Origin of the sequence: Terrihabitans rhizophilus, from assembly GCF_033898525.1 — a bacterium.
GTDB classification, from domain to species: Bacteria; Pseudomonadota; Alphaproteobacteria; order Rhizobiales; family Methylopilaceae; genus Flaviflagellibacter; species Flaviflagellibacter rhizophilus.
Genome location: NZ_JAXAFJ010000011.1, coordinates 64,502 through 84,504 on the forward strand (window position 1 = coordinate 64,502; position 20,003 = coordinate 84,504).

Annotated in this window: 17 protein-coding genes and 1 tRNA gene; 7 read left to right on the forward strand and 11 right to left on the reverse strand. The window is 65.9% G+C overall.

Features of this window, described 5'->3' with window-relative positions; genetic code table 11:
* Nucleotides 1-95: 95 nt before the first annotated feature.
* From SCD90_RS14950 to tsaD, 3 genes are read right to left on the reverse strand one after another with little or no spacing between them, the layout of a single operon-like run.
* Complete coding sequence (locus SCD90_RS14950) at nt 96-518, reverse strand: EVE domain-containing protein (protein WP_319845501.1); 423 nt, start codon at nt 516-518, stop codon at nt 96-98.
* Entirely contained in the window at nt 518-1,498 is a 981-nt protein-coding gene (locus SCD90_RS14955; RefSeq protein ID WP_319845502.1) for an NAD(P)H-dependent glycerol-3-phosphate dehydrogenase, read from the reverse strand. The genes SCD90_RS14950 and SCD90_RS14955 overlap by 1 nt, the downstream gene beginning before the upstream one ends.
* On the reverse strand, nt 1,495-2,547 hold the full coding sequence (gene tsaD / locus SCD90_RS14960) for a tRNA (adenosine(37)-N6)-threonylcarbamoyltransferase complex transferase subunit TsaD (protein WP_319845503.1): 1,053 nt from the start codon (nt 2,545-2,547) through the stop codon (nt 1,495-1,497). The genes SCD90_RS14955 and tsaD overlap by 4 nt, the downstream gene beginning before the upstream one ends.
* A 92-nt stretch (nt 2,548-2,639) precedes the next feature.
* Between tsaD and hemC the strand changes: the two genes are divergently transcribed.
* The 6 genes from hemC to SCD90_RS14990 all read left to right on the forward strand — a co-directional run bounded on the left by hemC (nt 2,640) and on the right by SCD90_RS14990 (nt 10,094).
* The gene (gene hemC / locus SCD90_RS14965) at nt 2,640-3,578 is read left to right on the forward strand and encodes a hydroxymethylbilane synthase (protein ID WP_319845504.1); all 939 of its coding nucleotides are present in this window, start codon (nt 2,640-2,642) and stop codon (nt 3,576-3,578) included.
* An 8-nt stretch (nt 3,579-3,586) separates the two neighbouring features.
* Nucleotides 3,587-4,315, forward strand: a complete 729-nt coding sequence (locus SCD90_RS14970) for a uroporphyrinogen-III synthase (RefSeq protein WP_319845505.1) — start codon at nt 3,587-3,589, stop codon at nt 4,313-4,315.
* A gap of 27 nt (nt 4,316-4,342) precedes the next feature.
* Complete coding sequence (locus tag SCD90_RS14975) at nt 4,343-6,037, forward strand: COG4223 family protein (protein ID WP_319845506.1); 1,695 nt, start codon at nt 4,343-4,345, stop codon at nt 6,035-6,037.
* Nucleotides 6,034-7,698 (forward strand): heme biosynthesis protein HemY, encoded by a 1,665-nt coding sequence (locus SCD90_RS14980; protein ID WP_319845507.1) that lies wholly within the window; start codon nt 6,034-6,036, stop codon nt 7,696-7,698. Before SCD90_RS14975 ends, SCD90_RS14980 begins: the two co-directional genes overlap by 4 nt.
* Nucleotides 7,699-7,783: 85 nt before the next feature.
* Nucleotides 7,784-7,859 (forward strand) — tRNA-Thr (locus SCD90_RS14985).
* Nucleotides 7,860-8,234: 375 nt separating this feature from the next.
* Entirely contained in the window at nt 8,235-10,094 is a 1,860-nt protein-coding gene (locus tag SCD90_RS14990; RefSeq protein WP_319845508.1) for a putative bifunctional diguanylate cyclase/phosphodiesterase, read from the forward strand.
* 60 nt (nt 10,095-10,154) lie between these two features.
* On the opposite strand, the gene SCD90_RS14995 is transcribed toward SCD90_RS14990, so the two are convergent.
* The 6 genes from SCD90_RS14995 to SCD90_RS15020 form a co-directional block, all read right to left on the reverse strand.
* Nucleotides 10,155-11,555, reverse strand: coding sequence for an amidase family protein (locus SCD90_RS14995; RefSeq protein WP_319845509.1), 1,401 nt, complete (start codon nt 11,553-11,555; stop codon nt 10,155-10,157).
* 52 nt (nt 11,556-11,607) lie between these two features.
* Nucleotides 11,608-12,309: a cyclase family protein gene (locus SCD90_RS15000; RefSeq protein ID WP_319845510.1), complete on the reverse strand. Its 702-nt coding sequence runs from the start codon at nt 12,307-12,309 to the stop codon at nt 11,608-11,610.
* 42 nt (nt 12,310-12,351) lie between these two features.
* Nucleotides 12,352-13,089, reverse strand: coding sequence for an ABC transporter ATP-binding protein (locus tag SCD90_RS15005; protein ID WP_319845511.1), 738 nt, complete (start codon nt 13,087-13,089; stop codon nt 12,352-12,354).
* Complete coding sequence (locus SCD90_RS15010) at nt 13,086-14,879, reverse strand: branched-chain amino acid ABC transporter ATP-binding protein/permease (RefSeq protein WP_319845512.1); 1,794 nt, start codon at nt 14,877-14,879, stop codon at nt 13,086-13,088. Before SCD90_RS15010 ends, SCD90_RS15005 begins: the two co-directional genes overlap by 4 nt.
* Nucleotides 14,876-15,751, reverse strand: coding sequence for a branched-chain amino acid ABC transporter permease (locus tag SCD90_RS15015; protein ID WP_319845513.1), 876 nt, complete (start codon nt 15,749-15,751; stop codon nt 14,876-14,878). The genes SCD90_RS15010 and SCD90_RS15015 overlap by 4 nt, the downstream gene beginning before the upstream one ends.
* A 103-nt stretch (nt 15,752-15,854) precedes the next feature.
* The gene (locus tag SCD90_RS15020; RefSeq protein WP_425265705.1) at nt 15,855-16,994 is read right to left on the reverse strand and encodes an ABC transporter substrate-binding protein; all 1,140 of its coding nucleotides are present in this window, start codon (nt 16,992-16,994) and stop codon (nt 15,855-15,857) included.
* A 357-nt stretch (nt 16,995-17,351) separates the two neighbouring features.
* Between SCD90_RS15020 and SCD90_RS15025 the strand changes: the two genes are divergently transcribed.
* On the forward strand, nt 17,352-18,329 hold the full coding sequence (locus SCD90_RS15025) for a LysR family transcriptional regulator (RefSeq protein WP_319845539.1): 978 nt from the start codon (nt 17,352-17,354) through the stop codon (nt 18,327-18,329).
* 34 nt (nt 18,330-18,363) lie between these two features.
* On the opposite strand, the gene msrQ is transcribed toward SCD90_RS15025, so the two are convergent.
* Nucleotides 18,364-18,990, reverse strand: coding sequence for a protein-methionine-sulfoxide reductase heme-binding subunit MsrQ (gene msrQ / locus SCD90_RS15030; protein WP_319845515.1), 627 nt, complete (start codon nt 18,988-18,990; stop codon nt 18,364-18,366).
* The gene (gene msrP, locus SCD90_RS15035; protein WP_319845516.1) at nt 18,990-19,934 is read right to left on the reverse strand and encodes a protein-methionine-sulfoxide reductase catalytic subunit MsrP; all 945 of its coding nucleotides are present in this window, start codon (nt 19,932-19,934) and stop codon (nt 18,990-18,992) included. The genes msrQ and msrP overlap by 1 nt, the downstream gene beginning before the upstream one ends.
* Between the last annotated feature and the right edge of the window lie 69 nt (nt 19,935-20,003).

The following is a 20,003-nucleotide window of genomic DNA, read 5'->3' on the forward strand; positions in this document are numbered from 1 at the left end:
TGTCGCCGCGATCCTTGGACCGGCTGGCGACGCCTCGCATCTGGCTGGGGTAACGCTGATATGGGGATCTTCTTCCCGTCCGCAAGGGCCGAAGGCTAGAAACCTTCAACCTCTCCGAGACGGCAGATGATCGACCATTCCTCCTGCGTCACCGGCTGAACCGAGAGCCGCATGGAGGTGACCAGCGCCATGCCGGATAATTGGGGATTGGCCTTCACTTCCGCAAGCGTGACCGGCCTCGGGACGGGCTCAAGCGCGCGGATGTCCACGCAGGACCATGTGCCGGTGCTGTCGGTCGAATCGGGATGAGCCTCCGCGCAGACCTCGGCAATACCGACGACGTCCTTGGTGGCGTTGGAATGGTAGAAGAAGCCGCGGTCGCCCAGCTTCATCGCGCGCATATGGTTGCGCGCGAGGTAGTTGCGGACGCCGTCCCATTCCTGCCCGGCGGCTCCCTTGGCCTTCAGGTCCTCGAACGAGAAGACATCGGGCTCCGATTTGAACAGCCAGAATTGCATCACGCCTCTGCCTTTAGCGGGCGCGCAAGTAGGGCCTCCACGGCCTCGCCCACCGAGATGGCACGCTCAAGCACGTCGCGAACCGCGATGGCAATCGGCAATTCGACGCCGTGACGTTCGCCCAGCGCAACCAGTGCCTGCGCGGTGAAGGTGCCTTCCGCCAGCTTGCCGGAGGGCGGTTCGCCACGGCCGATGGCGAACCCGAAGCTGAAATTACGGGATTGTTCGGAGGTGGCAGTAAGCACAAGGTCGCCGAGCCCCGACAGGCCCATAAGGGTCTCAGGCCGGGCGCCGAGCGCCGAGCCCAGCCGCCGCAGTTCGGCGAAGCCACGCGCGATCAGCGCCGCGCCCGCGCTGGCACCGAGCCCGCGACCTGCCGCGACGCCAGCGCCGATAGCCAGCACGTTCTTGGCCGCGCCGCCGATCTCCACCCCACGCACATCGTCGGAGTGGTAGAGGCGCAGCCCCGCGGAGGCGAGGGCGGCGGACAGGTCGGCCGCCAGCCATTCGTCGTCGGCGGCCAGGGTCACGGCCGTCGGCAGGCCCCGCGCCACATCGGCGGCGAAGCTCGGGCCTGACAGCACGGCCGCCGGATGGTCCGGCAGCGCATCCCGCAGAACATCCGTCATGAAGGCCAGCGAGCCGCGCTCGATGCCTTTGGCGCAGGAGATGACAGGGGCTCCCATCTTGATGTGCCGCGAGACCCCGCCTGCAGCCGCGCGCATGGCCTGCGAGGGCACCACCATCAGCACCGCATCGGCCATGCCGAGCTCTTCGACCTCGCACGTGGCGGTGACCCGGTCCTCCAGTGCCACGCCCGGCAGGTAGCGTTCGTTGGTGCGCTGGTCGGCGAGCGCGCGTGCCTGCGCTTCATCCATTTCCCACAGCACGACTTCATGTCCCGCACGGGCGGATGCGTTGGCCAGAGCGGTGCCCCAGGCCCCGGCGCCGACGACGCCGATCATGCCGAAGCGGCTCATGCGCGTGCTCCCGGGAGGGCGGCGTCCATGTCCAGCGGCCAGCGGGCACGCGGTGCGAAGCCGAGGCCGTCATGCTGGCCGAGTGCCAGCCGCTCCGCCCCCGCCCACGCGATCATGGCACCGTTGTCGCCGCAGAGATCCATGGGCGGCGCGATGAGGGGAACACGCAGCGAATCGGCCAGATGAAGCAATTGTCGGCGCATGGCCTGATTGGCCGCCACGCCGCCCGCGACGACGAGGGCCTTGGGCGTGCCATGCTGGCTCGTGAAGATCTGCACCGCCACGCGAACCCGGTCGAGGACCATGTCGATGACGGCCTTCTGGAACGAGGCGCAGAGATCGGCGACGTCCTTGTCCGTCAGCGGCGCGATGCGCTCGGCCTCGATGCGCACGGCGGTCTTGAGGCCCGCGAGTGAGAAATCCGGTTGGGGACGTCCGACCATCGGCCGGGGAAACGAGAAGCGCGTGGGATCGCCTTTGAGCGCAACGCGCTCGACTTCAGGGCCGCCGGGATAATCGAGGCCGAGCAGCTTCGCGACCTTGTCGAAAGCCTCGCCGATGGCGTCGTCGATGGTTGTGCCAAGCCGCTGGTACTGGCCGACGCCCTTCACCGCAAGCAATTGCGAATGCCCACCGGAAACGAGCAGCAGCAGATAGGGGAAGGCCACATTGTCGGTAAGGCGGGCGGTGAGCGCGTGGCCCTCCAGATGGTTGACCGCGAGGAACGGCTTGCCGGTGGCGAAGGCCAGGGCCTTGGCCGTCGTGAGGCCCACGATGACGCCTCCGATCAGGCCGGGGCCCGCGGCGGCGGCGATGCCGTCCATCTCGTCGAGCGTCAGTCCTGCTTCGGATAGCGCCTGCTGGATGATGCGGTCGAGCGCATCGACATGGGCGCGCGAGGCGATTTCCGGCACCACGCCGCCATAGGCCGCGTGCTTCTTCACCTGCGAAAGCACCACGTTCGACAGCACGCGCCCGCTGCCTTCCTCACGTTCCACAATGGCGGCGGAGGTCTCGTCGCAGGTGGTCTCGATGCCAAGTACGCGCATGAAGGTATCCTGGGGGAGGGACGAAGTGGCCGGTTTCGGGATGCGGCGGCAGCCTATAATCTGTGGGCCCGCATCACAACGCTTCGGCCCGCATGACATCGACCCTTCTCCGCCTCGGCACACGCGGCAGCCCTCTGGCGCTGTGGCAGGCGCATGCCACGCAACGCGCTCTTTCGCAGGCTCACGGCGTGCCTCTTGAGGCCATCGAGATCGTGGTGATCCGCACCACGGGCGACCAGGTGCGTGACCGTCCGCTGGCGGATGTCGGCGGAAAAGGGCTGTTCACGAAGGAGATCGAGGAGGCGCTGGCGGACGGACACGTGGATGTGGCGGTGCATTCCGCGAAGGACGTTCCGACCTTTCTGCCGGACGGCATGGTGCTCGCCGCCTGCCTTGAACGCGCCGACCCCCGCGACGCCTTGATCGCCCCGCAATACGGCACGCTGGACGGCCTGCCCGAGGGTGCCGTCGTCGGTACGGCGTCTGCCCGGCGTGGGGCGATGCTGAGTTACCTGCGACCGGACATCACGACTGTGCTGCTGCGCGGCAATGTCGAGACAAGGCTGCGCAAGGTAGAAAGCGGCGAGATGCAGGCCACCCTGCTTGCGCTGGCCGGGTTGAGGCGGCTCGGACTGGAAGCGCATGCCAGCGAGGTGCTTGAGCCTGAGCGTTTCCTGCCGGCCTGCGGACAGGGGACGGTTGCCCTGGAGATCCGGGGCGATGATGCGCGCACGGCGGAACTCCTGGCGGCAGTCGACCACAGGGAGACGCATCTGTCGCTGCTTGCCGAGCGCGCCTTCTTGGCCGCGCTGGACGGATCCTGCCGCACCTCCATCGGCGGGCACGCCCGGATGGACGGGGACCGGCTGCAATTGCGCGGGCTCGTGCTCGAGGCCGAGGGGCGCGAGGCGTGGACCGTGGAACTTGATGGGCCCGCCGACCAGCCGGAGATCATCGGCCGCACAGCCGGCGAGGATCTTTTCAACCGCGTTCCGGCCGGCATCATTGTCAGCGAGCGCTTTCCCTCGTGAAGGTGCTGGTGACACGACCGGAGCGGCCGGGCCTGCGCACCGCCCAGAGGCTGCGCGCGCTGGGGCATGAGCCGCTCGTCGTGCCATTGCTCAGCCTGCACTTCGCGCCTCCGGAGAACCTGATCGCGAACGGCCTGCCAGACGGCATCATCCTCACCAGCGCCAACGCCGCGCGGGCGATTGCCTCGCACCCCCATTTGCCGAGGCTCCGGGGTCTGAGGCTTTGGACGGTCGGGAGCAGGACCACGGCGGCGGCGCGCGAACTCGGCTTCGACAATCTTCAAGCCGAAGCGCTGGACCTCGATGCGCTGGCCGTGGTGCTGAACGGCTGGGAAGGGGCGGGTTTACGGCTGCTCCACCTGGCCGGACAGGATCGTGCCGGCGACCTCGCAGCCATGACGGAGGGATCGTCCCACATCATCCGGACCGTGGTGGTCTACCGCGCTGATCCCGTCCCCGCGATGCCGGCCGACATTCTGGACGATCTGGCGGCGGGACTGATCGACGCAGTTCTGCATTATTCCGGCCGCACCGCTTGGGCCTATCTGCGGTTATCAGAGGCTTCTGTACCGGGGGAGAGTCTTCCTCCGGTCCACATCTGCCTCTCGGAAAACGTCGCCGCGCCGCTGCTTCGTGCCGGTGGCAAGGTTCGCATTGCAACGCTTCCCACTGAAGACGCGTTGTTGGCATGCCTGAGCGAAGCCGCCTCGCCAAGCGGCGTGCCGGGCGCTAATTAAGTCCGGGCTTCCAGTACGAGGAAATGTATGGCCGACCCGAAGAACCCTCGCCCGGACAACAAGACCGAGGCTCGTCGATCCATGAAGCCCAAGCCGGGCGTTATCGATCTGCAGGCGACAGAGGTCACCGACCCGTCGCCGGCGCCTGAGCCGACGCAATCTCCCGACGCGGAAGTGGAAGCAGCCATGCCCGGGAGCACCGAAGAGACTCGGCCTGAGGCGGCTCCCGAGACCCCTGACGAGCACCTGGAAGTGGCGATCCCCGGCATCGACACGCCGCCGTCGGAAAGCCCGCCCCCGCCCAAGCCGCCAGCCGGAGAGCAGGTGAGCGCCGGAGTGACGGAAGCCGCGGCCTTGGGAGCCGCCAGCAACCGGCAGCCGGGGGAGACGGCGAACACTGGAACAAGTGCCGCAGCAGCCAACCCCGCGGTTTCCGATGCGGAGCCGCGCTCTTCGCTGGGCGCGCTCGTCGGCGCGGGCGTGGCGGGTGGCGCCATCACACTTGTGGTCTTCTTCCTGCTCCTGAGCGCCGACCTCATTCCGCTTTCGGGCGCAGGTGATCCCGCGCTCGGCAATCGTGTCGCAGCGGTTGAGCGGGAGGTGACCACTTTGGCCGAACGGCCTGCGGCTCAGGAAACCCCGGCGGCCGGCGCAACAGCCAATGTGCAGGCGCTCCAGGCTGAGATTCAGGACCTACGGGGTCAGATCGAGGGCTTGCGCAACGCGGCTCCGGTGGCAGGCGGGGCTCCCGCGCCGCAGCCGGAGATCGAGGAATTGTCCCGTCGGGTCGCGGACCTCACAACCCGCGTCGAGAACCAGCCGCAGCAGGCGGCACAGCCGGCGGTTCCCGGCCCGGAACTGGCGCAACTGACAACCCGCCTCGATGAACTGGCGCAGCGCGTGGAAGCACCCCGACAACCTGATCCGGCTGTGGGTCAGGCAGTGGAGCAGGCGTCGGCCGCGTCACGCCGTGCGGATGAAGCCGCGCAAGCCGCGCAGCAGACGGCCCAGCGCCTGGACGAGGTCGCCCAACAGGCACAACAGGCAGCGCAGCGCGCCGACGAAGTCGGCCAGCAGGTGCAGGAGAACGGCCAGCGTGCAGGCGAAGCCGTTCAGCAAGTGGCGACGGCTGTTCAGCAGGCCGAGCAGGCAGGCGCCGCCGCTGCCAAAGCAACAGAGGAAAGCGGCCGCGCCTATGCCGAGGCCAACCGTGCAGCGACGCTTGCGGCTCTTGGTTCGCTGGAAAGCGCCATCATGCGGGGCGCACCTTATGCAGGTGCGCTTGCCAATGCGCGCAGCCAGATACCGGACGCCGTCGCCGCCACGCTGCAGGCCAATGCCGATAAGGGACTGCCGACGCTCGACATCGTCGCTGCGCGGCTCGATGAGGCACTGAACAAGGCTCCGCGTCCGGAGATTCAGTCCCAGGGGCTCTTGGATCGCTTCGCGGAAGGCGCCAAGGGGCTGGTGCGGGTGCGGCCTGCCGAGGATTCGGTGCAGGAGATGCAGGGCAACGATGTCTGGGCTGTGCGCAGCCGCATCCAGTCCCGTCTGCAGCGCCGCGCCTTCGCCGACGCACTTGCCGAATGGGAAAACCTCGATCCTGCCGCGAAGGAAGCGACCAAGCGGGAAGCCGATGATCTGAGGTCCCGACTGGCCGTCGACCAGGCGCTCGATGCGGTCCGCGCCGATGCGCTGAAGGCTGCGGAGGCCGGACAATGATCCGCGTCCTTCTGTTCCTTGCCGTCATCGCGCTGGCGGCGCTCGGGGTTGACTGGCTGATCGACCGTCCCGGTTCGATCACGCTCGTGTGGCAGGGCTGGCAGATCGAGACCACGGTCGCCGTGGCACTGTTCGCTGTTCTCGCGCTGACGGCTGCCCTGCTCCTGCTGTGGTGGCTGCTCACCTCCATCTTCCACATCCCCGACGCGATCGCGGGAGTGATGCGAGGGCGGCGCAGGAAGCGCGGGCTTGGCGCCGTCGCACATGGCCTCGTCGCCATCGGCGTCGGCGACGGTCGTGCGGCGAGACGTTCGGCCACCGAAGCGCGCCGTCTCATCGGAGACGAGCCGTTGACCCTGCTGCTGCGGGCACAGGCGGCGCAGCTCTCCGGCGATCGCGCGGAGGCGGAATCTGCTTTCCGGGCGATGCTGGAGCGCGAGGAAACCCGGCCACTCGGCTATCGCGGCCTCTATGTGGAGGCCCGGCGCCGCGGTGATGATGACAGCGCGCTGCAGATCGCAAGCCGTGCTGCGGCCGCCGATCCCAAGGTGCCATGGGCAGGCCCGGCACTTCTGGACATGCAGGCATCCCACCGCGACTGGGATGGCGCGCTGGCCTCGGTCGAGCGCAATGTCTCGGCCAAGGTGGTGGACCGGTCGACCGGCCGCCGTCAGCGGGCCGTGCTGCTGACCGGCAAGGCGATGGATATGGCCGACGAGCGGCCTGAGGAAGCCCGTTCGCTGGCTCGCAGCGCGGTCGATCTGGCTCCCGATCTTGTGCCGGCGGCGGCTCTGGCCGGACGTCTGCTGGCAGAGGCCGGCGATTACCGCAAGGCGGCCAAGATCGTGGACAAGGCCTGGCGCGCGCATCCTCACCCCGATCTGGCGGAGGTCTACCTGCACATCCGTCCGGGTGATGCGGCGCTGGACAGGCTGAAGCGGGCGCAAGGGCTGCAGGCAAGGTCGGGAGGGCACGTCGAGGGTGATCTCATCCTCGTGCGCGCGGCCATCGATGCCCGTGACTATGCGCTGGCGCGCCGGCTCCTTCAGCCGCATGCCGACAGCACGCCGACCCGTCGGGTCTGTTTGTTGATGGCGGAGCTGGACGAAGCCGAACTGAATGATCGCGGCCGCGCGCGGGCCTGGCGGACGCGGGCTCTCGTGGCGCGCCCCGATCCGGCCTGGGTGGCCGACGGCGTCGTCACGCAGAACTGGCAGCCGTTCTCGCCCACGAGCGGCAAGCTGGACGCCTTTGTCTGGACGGTTCCGCAGGAGAGCCTCTCGGCATCGGATCATAGGCTGATCGAATCCGACATCCTCGCTGCGGAGCAGGAACTGGTCTCGAAGCCGGAGCCTGCGGAGCCCGAGGTGACACCTGCAGCCGAGGAGCCGCTGGAGCCGGAGATCGTCGCCACGCCGCAAGCACCGGCTGAGGAGTTCACAGCCGAGGCTCCTGCCGTGGAACCGGAGGTGGTGACGCCGCCCACCCAACCGGTCCAGCCGCCATCGCCGCCCGTGGCGAAGCCGGCTCCGGCATCCTACATCCGCCCGGCGGCCAAGCCGGAGATTGTCTTGCCGCTCGCACATGCGCCGGATGATCCCGGGCCGGACGACGACGGGCCTGTGGACCTCACGCGCTCGCCCGAACGCGCCACCGTGTGACGCGGGAAAAGGCCGGGCTCGGCGTGTCCGGTCTTGCCTTCGTTCACGCGATTGTCTAGGAGCCTAGTCACCGGCTAGGCCCGGCGCCGCAATAGCTCAGTTGGTAGAGCACCTCATTCGTAATGAGGGGGTCGGGGGTTCGAATCCCTCTTGCGGCACCATCATTTTTGCTCACGCCGTTCGACAGTTTCCCCGCCGGGAACATAGGCACTGTCGCATTCGCTCGATCCTGATTTGCGAAGGCTCACCGCGAGGGGGCCGGAGCCCGTCAAGGGCTAGCCCCTCTTCGACATGATCGTCCTATCAAGTCTCTTATCCCTCGCTGGCTAAGCGCAGCGATTAGGAGAATATCGCGTTATCAATGATGGGCTGAATATTGCCGCGCGAAAAAGCAAACAATGACAATGACAACCAGCTTATTTTGCTGCTGAAGGCCATTTGGTCACGATAAGTTAATATTTCCGCGTCTCATTCAAATCCACCATCGTTTCGATGGGCGCGCGAGACAGCTGAGCTATGGAACTGGCGCCCGCCGCATGAGTGATCTGCCCATCGAGCAGCGCCGCCTGAACGTACTCAAGGCTCTTGAAGTCATTCCCGGCGACGATCCTGTAATGGATCAGATTTGCGCGCTGGCGAGCGATTTGTTCGACACACCAATCGCTCTCGTAACCCTGCTGGACGAAGACCATCAGTGGCTCAAGGCCCGCCATGGGCTCACGGACAACTTTCTGCCCCGCGATACTGCGTTCTGCAATCACACGATCATCGGCGATGACGTCCTCGTCGTACATGACGCCCTGCAAGACGGCCGATTTGCCGACAGCCCACTCGTAACCGAGGGGCCCCGTGTCCGCTTCTACGCCGGAGCTCCGCTGGAGTGGGAGCCTGGCATTCGGCTGGGCGCCCTGTGCGTCATCGACACCAAGCCACGATCTTTCTCGACGGTGGAGAAACGTCGGCTGGAGCAGCTTGCGCTTCTTGTGGTCGCCCAGATCCGGCTCCATTCGGCGAACCTCGATCTCCAGCGCACGTCGCAGGATCTGGCGATCAGGCAGTCCAAGCTTGAATGGACCTCAACGCACGACGCGCTCACCGGGCTCCCTAATCGAACTCTGTTCCAGGAAAAGCTGAAGGCAGCGCTGGATGCCACGACACCGGGGCAACGCGGTGCGATGCTGATGGTTGATCTCGACGAATTCAAAGGGATCAACGACGCACTGGGCCACGAGGCAGGTGACGTGCTTCTCGTCGCGGTGGGGAACCGTCTCACAGGATTGGTGCAGCCCCCAAACATGGTTGCACGGCTCGGTGGCGATGAGTTCGGTATTCTTCTGGCCGAGGCAAACGATGAACAAACCAAGTCTCTGACCGTCGACATTAGCGCAGCGTTCCGAGAGCCGGTGCGATATGGCGGGCACAGCATCTACTGCTCGGCGAGTATCGGTCAGGCCATGTTTCCTGACCATGCCTCGACGCCGACCGAGGTTGTCAGGTGCGCAGATCTTGCCCTCTACGCAGCAAAGGATGAGGGCCGCAACAAGTCTGTCCTCTTTCGCGCGGAACTCTCCGACCGGCTTCAGGCGCGGATCGCCGTTCTAGGCCGTGCCCGCAATGCCCTCGAACGCAACGCCATTGTTCCGTACTACCAGCCGAAAGTTGCGCTCGGCAGCGGCACCATTGTCGGCTTCGAAGCGCTCCTCCGATGGCGCGATCCTTCTCTCGGCATCCAGTCTCCGATGACTATCTGGGACGCCTTCCAGGATCCCGTATTGTCGGTCGAGATGGGCAGCCGCATGCGCAATCTCGTGATGGCGGATATGGCGGCTTGGAAAAAGCAGGGTGTCGCGTTCGGTGCCGTTGCGATCAACATTTCCGCGGCTGAGTTCAAACGCGGTGACCTCGCCACAACCATTCTGGAAAGCATGTCGGCGTTTCGTCTGCCTTCCGACACGCTTGAGCTCGAAGTCACCGAAAGCGTGCTTCTCAACGGCGATACGGGAGACATAGGCAGCGCCCTGAGAACGCTGAGCGAGGATGGCGTGGCGATCTCGCTCGACGATTTCGGCACCGGCTATGCCTCGCTGACACATCTTCGGCAGTTCCCCGTGAACTGGCTCAAGATCGACAAATCGTTCGTCGGCGACATGGAAGAGAGCCGGGAGTCGGCCGCGATCGTCAACATGTGCATCGAACTTGCCCAGAGCTTCGGCATCGGCGTCGTTGCCGAGGGCGTTGAAACATCGGCTCAGGCCGAAATGCTGAAGAACTGGAACTGCGACCTGGCTCAAGGTTACCTTTTCGGCAAGCCTGTCGAGGCCCGTCATGTGCCCTTGCTGCTCGCCGGATGTTCCGATGAGGACGAAGAGCTTTGCGCTGCTGGCCAGCGTAGGTAGTCCGGCGTGCTGAGGAACCGGTCGAGCCGGCAGGCTTTCGATCCCGATTTAAAGCCGCAGTCAGAAGTGCCGGACGTTGTAGCCCTGGGGCTGTGTTCGCTCGTAGGCCGCAGCCGCGCGCACCACCACGTCCTCGCGGTACGCACCTCCGATGATCTGGAGCCCCACCGGCATGCCGTCCGATGAGGTGCCGGCGCAAACGCTGGCTCCGGGCTGGCCAGTGAGATTGAAGGGGTAGGTGTAGTAGACCCAGGACACAAGGTTCCGGTCGCCGAGATGAGGCGGGATGTTGACGCCGGCATCCAGTGACGTGACCGGCAGGACCGGCGACAGCAGGACATCGAAACGCTCGAAGAACAGCCGCATCTTTTCGCGCAGCGCGTAACGCTCGAACACGCGGGTGTAATAGGCACGCATCTCCTGTGCGAGCGCGGGCTCCAGCACATCGGCGACCGCCGGGTCGAGCAGGTCGCGCTGGTTTTCGATGAAGTTGCGCAGGCGGATGCCGACGCCCGCGTAGAACTCCGCGGTCCAGAGCGGCGCGGGATCGGTGTCGAAGACCGCGTCGACCTCCTCCACATGGCAGCCAAGTTCCTGGAACTGCATCGCCGCGCGACGGGTGATCTCGACGACCTCCGCGTCAGGCCGCGCGTAGCCGAACGTGGGGCTGTAGGCGATGCGCAGGCCGGCGACCGAAGCCTTCGCCGCGCCAAGCAGGTCCGGCACGGGGCCGGTGACGCCGAATGGGTCGCGGGTGTCGGGCCCCGCGATAGCGCTGAGCATCAGCGCGGCATCCTCGACGGACCGGGCGAGCGGCCCGACATGGGCAAGCGTTGGAGTGGCCGAAGCCGGCCAAACGGGAACGCGCCCGAAATGGGCCTTGATGCCGACCAGCCCTGTGAAGCTTGCCGGAATGCGGATGGAACCGCCGCCATCGGTGCCAAGCGCAAAAGGGGTGATGCCGGCTGCAACGGAAGCCGCGGCACCCGCGCTCGATCCGCCCGGCGTCTTGTCGAGATTCCACGGGTGCCGCGTCACGCCCGTGAGCGGGCTGTCGCCTACCGGCTTGCAGCCGAACTCGCTGGTTGTGGTCTTGCCGATGAGGATGGCACCGGCGGCCTTCGCCCGCTCCACGGCCGGAGCGTCGGCTGCGGCCACGTTGTCCGCCATGGTGCGCGAGCCGGAGGCGTAGCGTACGCCTCCGACCGCCATCAGATCCTTAGCCGAGAACGGCAGGCCATGCAGCAGGCCCAGCGGCGCGCCGCGCATCACCGCGTCCTCCGCAACACGCGCCGCCTTCAAGGCCTCTTCGGGCATCAGCACGAAGAAGCAGTTCAGCGTGTCCTGGGTGGCCTGCGCCTTGTCCAATGCACGCTGCGTGAGCTCGACCGGAGAAATCTCCTTCGCAGCCACGCGCCGGCGCATCTCCTGCGCGCTCATGTAATCGAAGTCTGCCGACATGCGCCGCTCCCCGTCTGGAGTGCCGCCGGAGGGGCCGACGGCACTGTTCACCTCAGTCGTTGAGGATGGCGAAGGCACGCACCGGCGAGCCGGAGCCGCCCTTGAACTTCAGCGGCGCGCCAAAGAACTGGAACTCGCCCTTGCCAATGAGAGCTTCCAGATTGACCAGCCATTCCCAATGGCTGACGCCAAGATCGCGGCACAGGCGATGCTGCGAGAAGATGTTGTCGGACGGCTTGTCGGTGGAGGGGCCTTCAACGCCATGCATCTTCGAGCCGCGGTCGAAGAGCCATTGCGTGGCTTCCGCCGTCAGTTGGGGGTTCTTCCACACGGAGTCGAGGCCGGGGTAGTTGCGCGCGTGGAAGCCGGAGCACAGCAGCACGATGTGGCCATCCACCTTCACGCCGGCCTTCTGCTCGGCTTCTTCCATTTCGGCCACGCCAATCTCGCCGAGGTCCGGGATGTGGCGAAGGTCGAAGCAGACCGCCTTGCCCATGAACATTTCGAGCGGCATCTCGTCGACCGGCGCGCCGTTCGGATTCACGTGGCGGAAGGCGTCCACATGCGTGCCGACATGATCGAGCATGGCGATGAAGTTGGTCTGGAAGGTCATCGCATCGCCCGGCACGCCGAGATTGTGTGCCTTGGAGCTCTCATGGCTCATATGCGTGGTGATGACCGGGCGCTGGAAGAGCTTGTGCGCCGGCATGTTGTCTTCGATCAGCAGGCTGAGATCGATTACTTTCTGAGCCATGTCCTACTCCTTGCTTGCTGGTGTCTTGGTCTTCGCAGCCGTTCAGGCTGCGGTCTTCTTGCGGCCGAGAAAGGCCTCCATCACCTCGGGATCGCGCGCCAGTTCGGCGCTCGGGCCGTGGTGCGAGATGCGCCCGTTGGCGACGACGTAGGCGGTGTGCGCGATCGCGAGCGCGTAGGAGGCAAGCTGCTCGACCAGCAGGATGGTGAGGCCGGTGCGGTTGAGGTCCGCCAGCACGCCGATCAACTGGTCCACGATCTTGGGCGCGAGGCCGAGCGACAGTTCGTCGATGACGAGAAGCTCCGGTTCCGCCATCAGGCCGCGTGCGATGGCCAGCATCTGCTGCTCGCCGCCGGACATGGAGCCGGCTTGCTGGTGCAGCCGTTCCCTGAGGCGAGGGAACAGCTCTAGAACTCGCTGGAGCGTGGCCTTGGAGCGAGGCGTCTTGATGCCGCCATGCACGTAGGCACCCAGGATGAGGTTGTCCTCGACGGTCTGGCCCGGGAACAGCAGCCGCCCTTCCGGCACCATGACGAGCCCGCGCGCCACCTTCTTGTTGGCGGGCAGGCGCGTGGTGTCCTCGCCCCGGAAGATCACCTGCCCGCCGGAAGGCCGCACGAGGCCTGTCGCGCCGCGCACCATGGAGGACTTGCCGGCGCCATTGTTGCCGATGACGGCGACAAGTTGGCCGGGATGCACCTGAAGGGAGATGTCGCGCACCGCGACCGCCGCGCCGTAGCGCAGTTCGAGATTTCGGATGTCGAGAAGGGCCTCGCTCATGCCGTGACCTCCAGGGCGTTGGCCGTATGGGGCGTGCCGAAATAGGCCTCGATGACGCGGGGATCCTCCTGCACCACGGAAGGCGTGTCGGAGGCGATGATCTGGCCGTAGTCGAGCACCGTCACCGTGTCGGCCACGGCCATGATGAGCTCGACGTGATGCTCGATCAGGAGGACCGAGACGCCGAGGCCGGCGATACGGCGGATCATGGCTTCGAGATCGTCGATCTCCTGCGTGGTCAGGCCGGCGGCCGGTTCGTCCAGCAGCAGCAGGCTCGGCTTCGAGGCCAAAGCGCGGGCGATCTCAAGACGGCGCTGCAGCCCGAACGGCAGGAAGCGGGCCTCCTCGTTGGCATAATCCTCAAGCCCTACGAAGGCGAGCAGGCCGATGGCGGTGCGGCGCGAAACCTCCTCCTCCCGGCGGAAGGCGGGCGTGCGAAGCAGGGCCTGCGCGATGCCGTAGCCAAGACGCTGCTGGTGGCCTACCATCACGTTCTCCAGCACCGTCATCTCGCCGAACAGCTCGGTGTTCTGGAAGGTGCGGGCGAGGCCGATGCGGGCGATCTCGTGCGAGCGCTTGCCGGTCAGTTGCACGCCGTCCAGTTCGCAGATGCCCTCGGCCGGCTGGTAGAAGCCCGAAATGGTGTTCACGAAGGTGGACTTGCCGGCGCCGTTCGGCCCGATCAGGGCATGGACCTCACCCGGCTTCACCCGAAGCGACGCCTTGGAAAGAGCGGTCAGGCCGCCGAACCGCACCGTGAGGTCACGCGCCACGAGTTCGGAAGTGCGGTGAGAGGTGGAACCGAGGCTTTGCTCGGCCGGTATGCCATCGCCCGCCAGGACTGCGCGAGGCGCAGGGCGCAGGCGCTTCGCCACCCCCACCACCGTTCCGACGATCCCGCGCGGCAGGGCGAACATCACGAGCAGCAGCAGCGCGCCATAGGCGAATTTCTGCCAGAGCTGGAACTGCTGCAGGTATTCCGGGAGATAGGTCAGGATATAGGCGCCGATGACCGCGCCGAAGGTGGAGCCTGCGCCGCCGAGGATCACCATCAGCAGGAAGCGAACGCTGTCCGCGAAGGTGAAGATGTCGGGCGAGATGTAGGAGTTGAGGAAGGAGTAGAACGATCCCGCGACGCCGGCCGTGACCGAGGCCACCACGAAGGCGAGGGTGCGCATCATGGTGGCGTTGATGCCGAGCGCCCGCGCTGCCGTCTCGCTCTGCGACACCGCCAGCATGGCGCGTCCATAGCGGGAGACCTTCAGATTGTGCGTGAGCAACGTGGCCAGGAACAGGCTTGCCGCAAGCACGCCGTAGAAGGCGTAGCCGGAGAGCTCCGCGCCGAAGAGGTTCGGCATGGGAATGGAGGTCAGTCCGGTGGTGCCGCCTGTCAGCGACTGCCATTCGATGGCGACGTTTTCGACGATGATGCCGAACGCGATGGTCACCACCGCCAGATAGACGCCGCGCACCCGCACGCTCGGATAGGCGAGCGCCACGCCGAACAGCCCGGACACGATGGCTGCGCCAAGGCTGGCGGTGACGATGTCGAAGCCCAGCCGCGTTGCCAGGATGCCGCCGGTATAGGCGCCAAGGGCGAACAAGCCCGCCTGTCCCAGCGAGATGAGGCCGGTGAGGCCGACGAGCACGTTCAGGCCCACGGCGATGATGCCGTAGATCAGGAACAGCATGAACAGCCGCAGTTCGTATTCGTTGTCGGAGAACAGCGGTACGGCGACCAGCACGAGCGCAAGGACGACGAAGCCGAGGGAGGTGAGGTGGCGGGTCATACCTTGGCCACCTCGCGCTTGCCGAACAGACCCTGCGGGAAGACGAGCAGGACGAGGATCATCACGCTGAAGCCGATGATCTCGCGGGCGGCGGTGGAGATGTAGCCTTCGATGAACTTCTCGCCGATCCCGTAGGCGAGGCCGGCCACGACAACGCCCGGCGCGCTGACGATGCCGCCGATGATGGCGACGGCGAAACCCTTGAGGCCGAGCAGCACGCCCATCGTGGCAGAGGCCTGGATGACCGGCGCCACCAGCACGCCGGCCGCCGCGCCCAGGAACGCGGCCAGCGCAAACGAGATGGCGACCACGCGGTTGACGTCCACGCCCATCAGCGAAGCCGCGCGCCGGTCATGCGCGACGGCCTGCATGGCGCGGCCGATGAGGGTCCGCTTCTGCATGAGGCGCAGGCCCAGCATGGCGGCAATGGCCACGACCGGGATGAGCAGTTCCTGCGGGTAGACGCCTGCACCGAGGACCTGCACCGCTCCGTTGACGCCGGGCGAGGGCAGGGCCCGCGAAAAGCCGCCGAACTGCATGGTGGCGAGGCTCTCGATCATGATGCCGACGGCGATCGTGGTGAGCATCCAGCCGACCGACGCCGTCGGGCCCGTGAAGGGGCGCACGGCAAACCGTTCCAGAAGAACTCCGAACACGCCTCCGGCGAATACGGCCAGAAGGCAGGCCAGCCAGAGCGGCAGGCCGGCATCCACGCCCATGACCGCGAGCACGGCGCCGATCATCAGCGTGTCGCCGTGCGCGAAATTCACCGCGCGGGCGGCGCTCCACATGATGTGGAAGCCGAGTGCGACGAGGGCGTAGATGCCCCCGATGGCAAGCCCCGAAAGGGTGTATTGGGCGAATGTGGACATGGGGGTGCTTTCGCGCCGAACGCGGCCTTGCCTGGAAGCCGGATGCGCCGCCACACGAGGCGGCGCTGCGGGAGCTATGCGGGCGGGATCTCTGCCCGCGGCCTCAGGGGGCCTTGCCGTACGGCGTCTGCTCGATCGGCAGCAGCTTGCCGTCCTGCCACGCCGTCAGCTTGTAGTATTTGGGCAGGATCGCGTCCTGACGTTCGGGATCGGTCTTGTCGAAGGCGGGCTGGTAATCGGCCACGATACCGGTGTGGTTCACCTCGTAGAGCGCCTCGCGGACCTTGGCCCAGTCATAGGCACCCGCCTTCTCGATGGCGGCTTTCAGGATGTAGACGGCGTCATAGGCATTGCCGACGCCCGAGCCCATCTTGATCTCCGACGGATCCTTCATGCCGTACTTGGCCGAGATCTTGTCCCACAGCGCCTTCTTCTTGGGGTCCATTTCGCCCATGAAGGTGTAGGTCTGGATCACCTGCACGCCGTTTGCGAGCGGGCCGGCAAGCTCCCCGAGATTTCCGGCGATGCCCCAGGCTCCGATGATCGTCGGCTTGTAGCCGACCTTGTCCATGGACCGCAGGATCTGGTTGCCCTCGCGGTCCAGTGCCCAGAACAGCACCACATCGGCCCCGGCGTCACGGGCACGCATGACCTGCGGGCTCATGTCCTGGTCGTTCCAGTTGAAGGTTTCCAGCGCGACGAGTTCCTTGCCGGCGGCCTGCATCGCGGCTTTCACGTCCGGCACCGCGCCGTTGCCCCAGCCGGTGTTCTCGTAAAGCAGGGCGACCTTGCCGGACTTCGATGCCTTCACCGCCTGCTCGACGAGGAAGCGCGCCACCCATTTGTCCTTGGCGGAGACGCGGAACATATAGTTGGGGCTAGCGCCGTTCTCGATGGCCTTCGTGTTGGCGGCCATGATGCCGACATACGGGATGCCGATCTTGTTGACCGGCTCGGCCTGCGCGACGGCCACTGTCGAATGATAGCCGCCCAGGATGGCGACGCATTTGTCGGCCAGTGCGATGCGCCGGGTGTTATCCACGCCGCGCGGCGGGGCGCCGGCGTCGTCGTACTGGACGAAGCGCAGAGGCTTGCCGAGCACGCCGCCGGCGGCGTTGATTTTCTCGATGGCGATCTCAGCCCCCATCTTGGCCGCCTGTCCGCCGAACGCGGCGGGGCCGGTCACGCCCACAGAATTGCCGATGCAGGGGTTCTGTTCAGCATGGGCTGCAATCGGAGACATCGCGAGCAATGGCAGCACGCAGGCAGTCAGTCGCGTTCCGAACCGGCGATTGATCATTGCTCTTGTCTCCATTCAGGCGCGCAGAGTGCGCTGTTCAGTCAATATGAAACTTGGCCGTCAATTCGTTCTACTGAGAGACATGTTCAGGATATCAGCGAAGACGTGCCAATACTATTTAGTGATAGCGGTATAGGCGCACCCTATCAGGCTAAATCATCGGCAGTCCGGGCTCAGCGGGTGTTCCGCAAGCCCTTGAAAAATCTCAAGATAGTTTGCAGCCTGTGCACAGACTGTGAAATTGTGTGCACTGAAAAGAGCGGCCCCGTGTCGCCTGACCGCAAGGAGCCCGCATCAGCCTTGGACATCCGCCAGCTCCGCTATTTCATGCAGGTCGCGGACAGCGGCAACTTCTCGCGTGCGGCAGAAATCCTGCGGGTGGCGCAGCCTTCGCTCAGCCAGCAGATCAAGAACCTCGAACTGGAACTTGGCGTTGAACTGCTCGTGCGGCATTCGCGCGGGGTGACGCCGACGGAGGTTGGGCTACGGCTCTACGAGCACGCTCAGCGTATCGTCACCGAGACGGAGCGTGCCCGGGAAGTGGTGCGCACGACCGCGCTCAACCCGAGCGGCGAGATCAGGGTGGGGTTGCCGACATCGGCGTGCCGTAATCTCTCCGTGCCGCTCTACGAGGCACTGGCCGAACGCTTGCCGGACATCAAGCTGCACATCATCGAGGCGATGACCGGCGCGCTGGACGAGTGGATCCAGAAGGGGCGACTGGATGTGGCGCTACTCTATGATCACAAGGCGTTCGAGCATGTGGCCTGGACCGAGATGATCGTCGAGGAACTGATGCTGTTCCTGCCCCCCGGCATGCAGGCCCCAGCGGGCGGTGAGATGCCGCTTCGGGAGATCTTCAACCTGCCGGTGCGGATCATCGCCCCGGGACGGCCCAATGTTGCGCGAGTCGTAATCGATCAAATGCTCGCACGCTGCGACATCCAGGCCGGCATCTATGACTGCGACAGCTTGCCGGCCATCGGCGGGCTTGTGCGCGAGGGTCATTTCGCGGCCGTGATGCCGCACTTCGCCTTCCTTGCGGAAATCCAGAGGGGCGAGATGATCCCCGTGCGCATCGTGGACCCGGTGCCGTCCTGGCGTTTGTCGGTCGTGGTGTCGGAGCGCACTATGAACAGCCGCGGCAGCAGCGGCGTGGCGCAGGTGATGGCCGACGTCATCGGCGATCTGGTTGCGCGCGGCGTGTGGAAGGCCCGCTCCATCGCTCAGGAAGAACCCGCGGGTGAACTGGCGCTCGCTCACGTCAACGCTCCATGACGCCGATCTCGTGAGCGTCCCGTCCGCGTCGGGATCAGGTCGCGCGGGTGCGGACATCTCGCGACGACGCCCGCGAGTGGTGAAATGCCATCACCGCGCGATAACCGAGCAGCACGACCACGATGCCGGCATAGATCAGCGGCTCCGGCGGCCAGGATTTCACCACCATCACGAAGTGCACGGCGGCCAGAGCCGTCGCCGCGTAGGCCAGTTTGTGCACCCGCGCCCAGATTGCGCCGCCCAGCCGCCTGATGGAGTAGCGGTTCGACGTCGCCGCCAGCGGGATGAGCAGGGCAAACGCGATCATCCCGATGGTGATGTAGGGGCGTTTCCAAATGTCGGAGAGGATCGCGCCCGCATCGAGCTGGCGGTCCAGCACCAGCCAGGCCAGCAGGTGGAGGAGGGCGTACCAGAAGGCGGTGAGGCCAATGGCGCGCCGGTAGCGCAGCAGGTTGAGCCCTGTCAGCCGGCGCACGGGTGTTATCAAAAGCGCAAGGATAAGGAAGCGCAGGGCCCAGATGCCGAGTTCGTGCTCCAGCGCACGCGCGGGATCCGGGCCGAGTTCATCGTTGAAGCCGGTCCAGACCAGAGCGGCCACGGGTATGAACATGACCAGATAGGCCAGCCACGGCCCCGGCCAGTTGCGCGTGGAGATCGGCATCAGAAATTGGCCTTGAGGTCCATGCCGGAATACAGGCCCGCGACCTGCTCCCCATAGCCGTTGAAGGGCAGGGTGTCGCGCCGCTTGGCGAAGACGCCGCCTTCACCGATGCGCCGTTCCGTGGCCTGGCTCCAGCGGGGGTGATCCACGGCCGGGTTCACGTTGGAGTAGAAGCCGTATTCGCCGGCATTCTGCATCTGCCAGGAGGTTGCCGGCTGCTTGTCCACAAGGCTGATGCGGACGATCGACTTGATGCCCTTGAACCCATACTTCCAGGGCACGACGAGGCGCAGCGGTGCACCGTTCTGGTTGGGCAGCGTCTCGCCGTAGATGCCGACGGCCAGGATGGTGAGTGGGTGCATGGCTTCGTCGAGCCGCAGGCCTTCGCGATAGGGCCAGTCCAGCGCCTGCAGGAAGCCCTTCTGGCCCGGCATCTCCTCGGGGCGCACAAGGGTCTCGAAGGCAACGAATTTTGCGCCCGACTGCGGCTGCGCCTGCTTCAGCACCTCGGACAGCTGGAAGCCATTCCACGGAATGACCATGGACCAGCCCTCGACGCACCGCATCCTGTAGATGCGCTCCTCCAGAGCGAAGGGCTTGATGAAGTCCTCCAGCTGGTAGCTGCCGGGGCGGTCCACCAGCCCGTCTACCTTCACGGTCCAGGGCTGGGTCGTCAGGCTTCCGGCATTGGCCGCCGGGTCCGACTTGTCGGTGCCGAACTCGTAGAAATTGTTATAGCCCGTGACGTCCTTCTTCTTGCTCATAGGCTCGCTCGTCGAGAACGGGCTCTTCTGTGTGGCAAGCTGTGCCGCCGCTGCACCGCCGATGCCCGAGAGCGTTGCAGCTCCGGCCACCATGCCGCCGATGATCTGACGTCGGTTCAGGTAGAGATCGCGCGGCGTGATCTCGGAGGCAGGCACTTTGGGAAGTCGGATGCTCATCATGGCCTCGTGCAATGCTGGCCCCGGGGGCTGTTGCTGCGACGAGTATAGATACGGGGCCGGCGTCTCCAC

What these genes read in the sequence shown, in the direction of transcription:
- SCD90_RS14950 (WP_319845501.1), bottom strand. Translation starts at nt 518, where the DNA reads ATGCAATTCTGGCTGTTCAAATCGGAGCCCGATGTCTTCTCGTTCGAG.
- SCD90_RS14955 (WP_319845502.1), bottom strand. Translation starts at nt 1,498, where the DNA reads ATGAGCCGCTTCGGCATGATCGGCGTCGTCGGCGCCGGGGCCTGGGGC.
- tsaD (WP_319845503.1), bottom strand. Translation starts at nt 2,547, where the DNA reads ATGCGCGTACTTGGCATCGAGACCACCTGCGACGAGACCTCCGCCGCC.
- hemC (WP_319845504.1), top strand. Translation starts at nt 2,640, where the DNA reads ATGACATCGACCCTTCTCCGCCTCGGCACACGCGGCAGCCCTCTGGCG.
- SCD90_RS14975 (WP_319845506.1), top strand. Translation starts at nt 4,343, where the DNA reads ATGGCCGACCCGAAGAACCCTCGCCCGGACAACAAGACCGAGGCTCGT.
- SCD90_RS14980 (WP_319845507.1), top strand. Translation starts at nt 6,034, where the DNA reads ATGATCCGCGTCCTTCTGTTCCTTGCCGTCATCGCGCTGGCGGCGCTC.
- SCD90_RS14990 (WP_319845508.1), top strand. Translation starts at nt 8,235, where the DNA reads ATGAGTGATCTGCCCATCGAGCAGCGCCGCCTGAACGTACTCAAGGCT.
- SCD90_RS14995 (WP_319845509.1), bottom strand. Translation starts at nt 11,555, where the DNA reads ATGTCGGCAGACTTCGATTACATGAGCGCGCAGGAGATGCGCCGGCGC.
- SCD90_RS15000 (WP_319845510.1), bottom strand. Translation starts at nt 12,309, where the DNA reads ATGGCTCAGAAAGTAATCGATCTCAGCCTGCTGATCGAAGACAACATG.
- SCD90_RS15005 (WP_319845511.1), bottom strand. Translation starts at nt 13,089, where the DNA reads ATGAGCGAGGCCCTTCTCGACATCCGAAATCTCGAACTGCGCTACGGC.
- SCD90_RS15010 (WP_319845512.1), bottom strand. Translation starts at nt 14,879, where the DNA reads ATGACCCGCCACCTCACCTCCCTCGGCTTCGTCGTCCTTGCGCTCGTG.
- SCD90_RS15015 (WP_319845513.1), bottom strand. Translation starts at nt 15,751, where the DNA reads ATGTCCACATTCGCCCAATACACCCTTTCGGGGCTTGCCATCGGGGGC.
- SCD90_RS15020 (WP_425265705.1), bottom strand. Translation starts at nt 16,994, where the DNA reads ATGTCTCCGATTGCAGCCCATGCTGAACAGAACCCCTGCATCGGCAAT.
- msrQ (WP_319845515.1), bottom strand. Translation starts at nt 18,990, where the DNA reads ATGCCGATCTCCACGCGCAACTGGCCGGGGCCGTGGCTGGCCTATCTG.
- msrP (WP_319845516.1), bottom strand. Translation starts at nt 19,934, where the DNA reads ATGATGAGCATCCGACTTCCCAAAGTGCCTGCCTCCGAGATCACGCCG.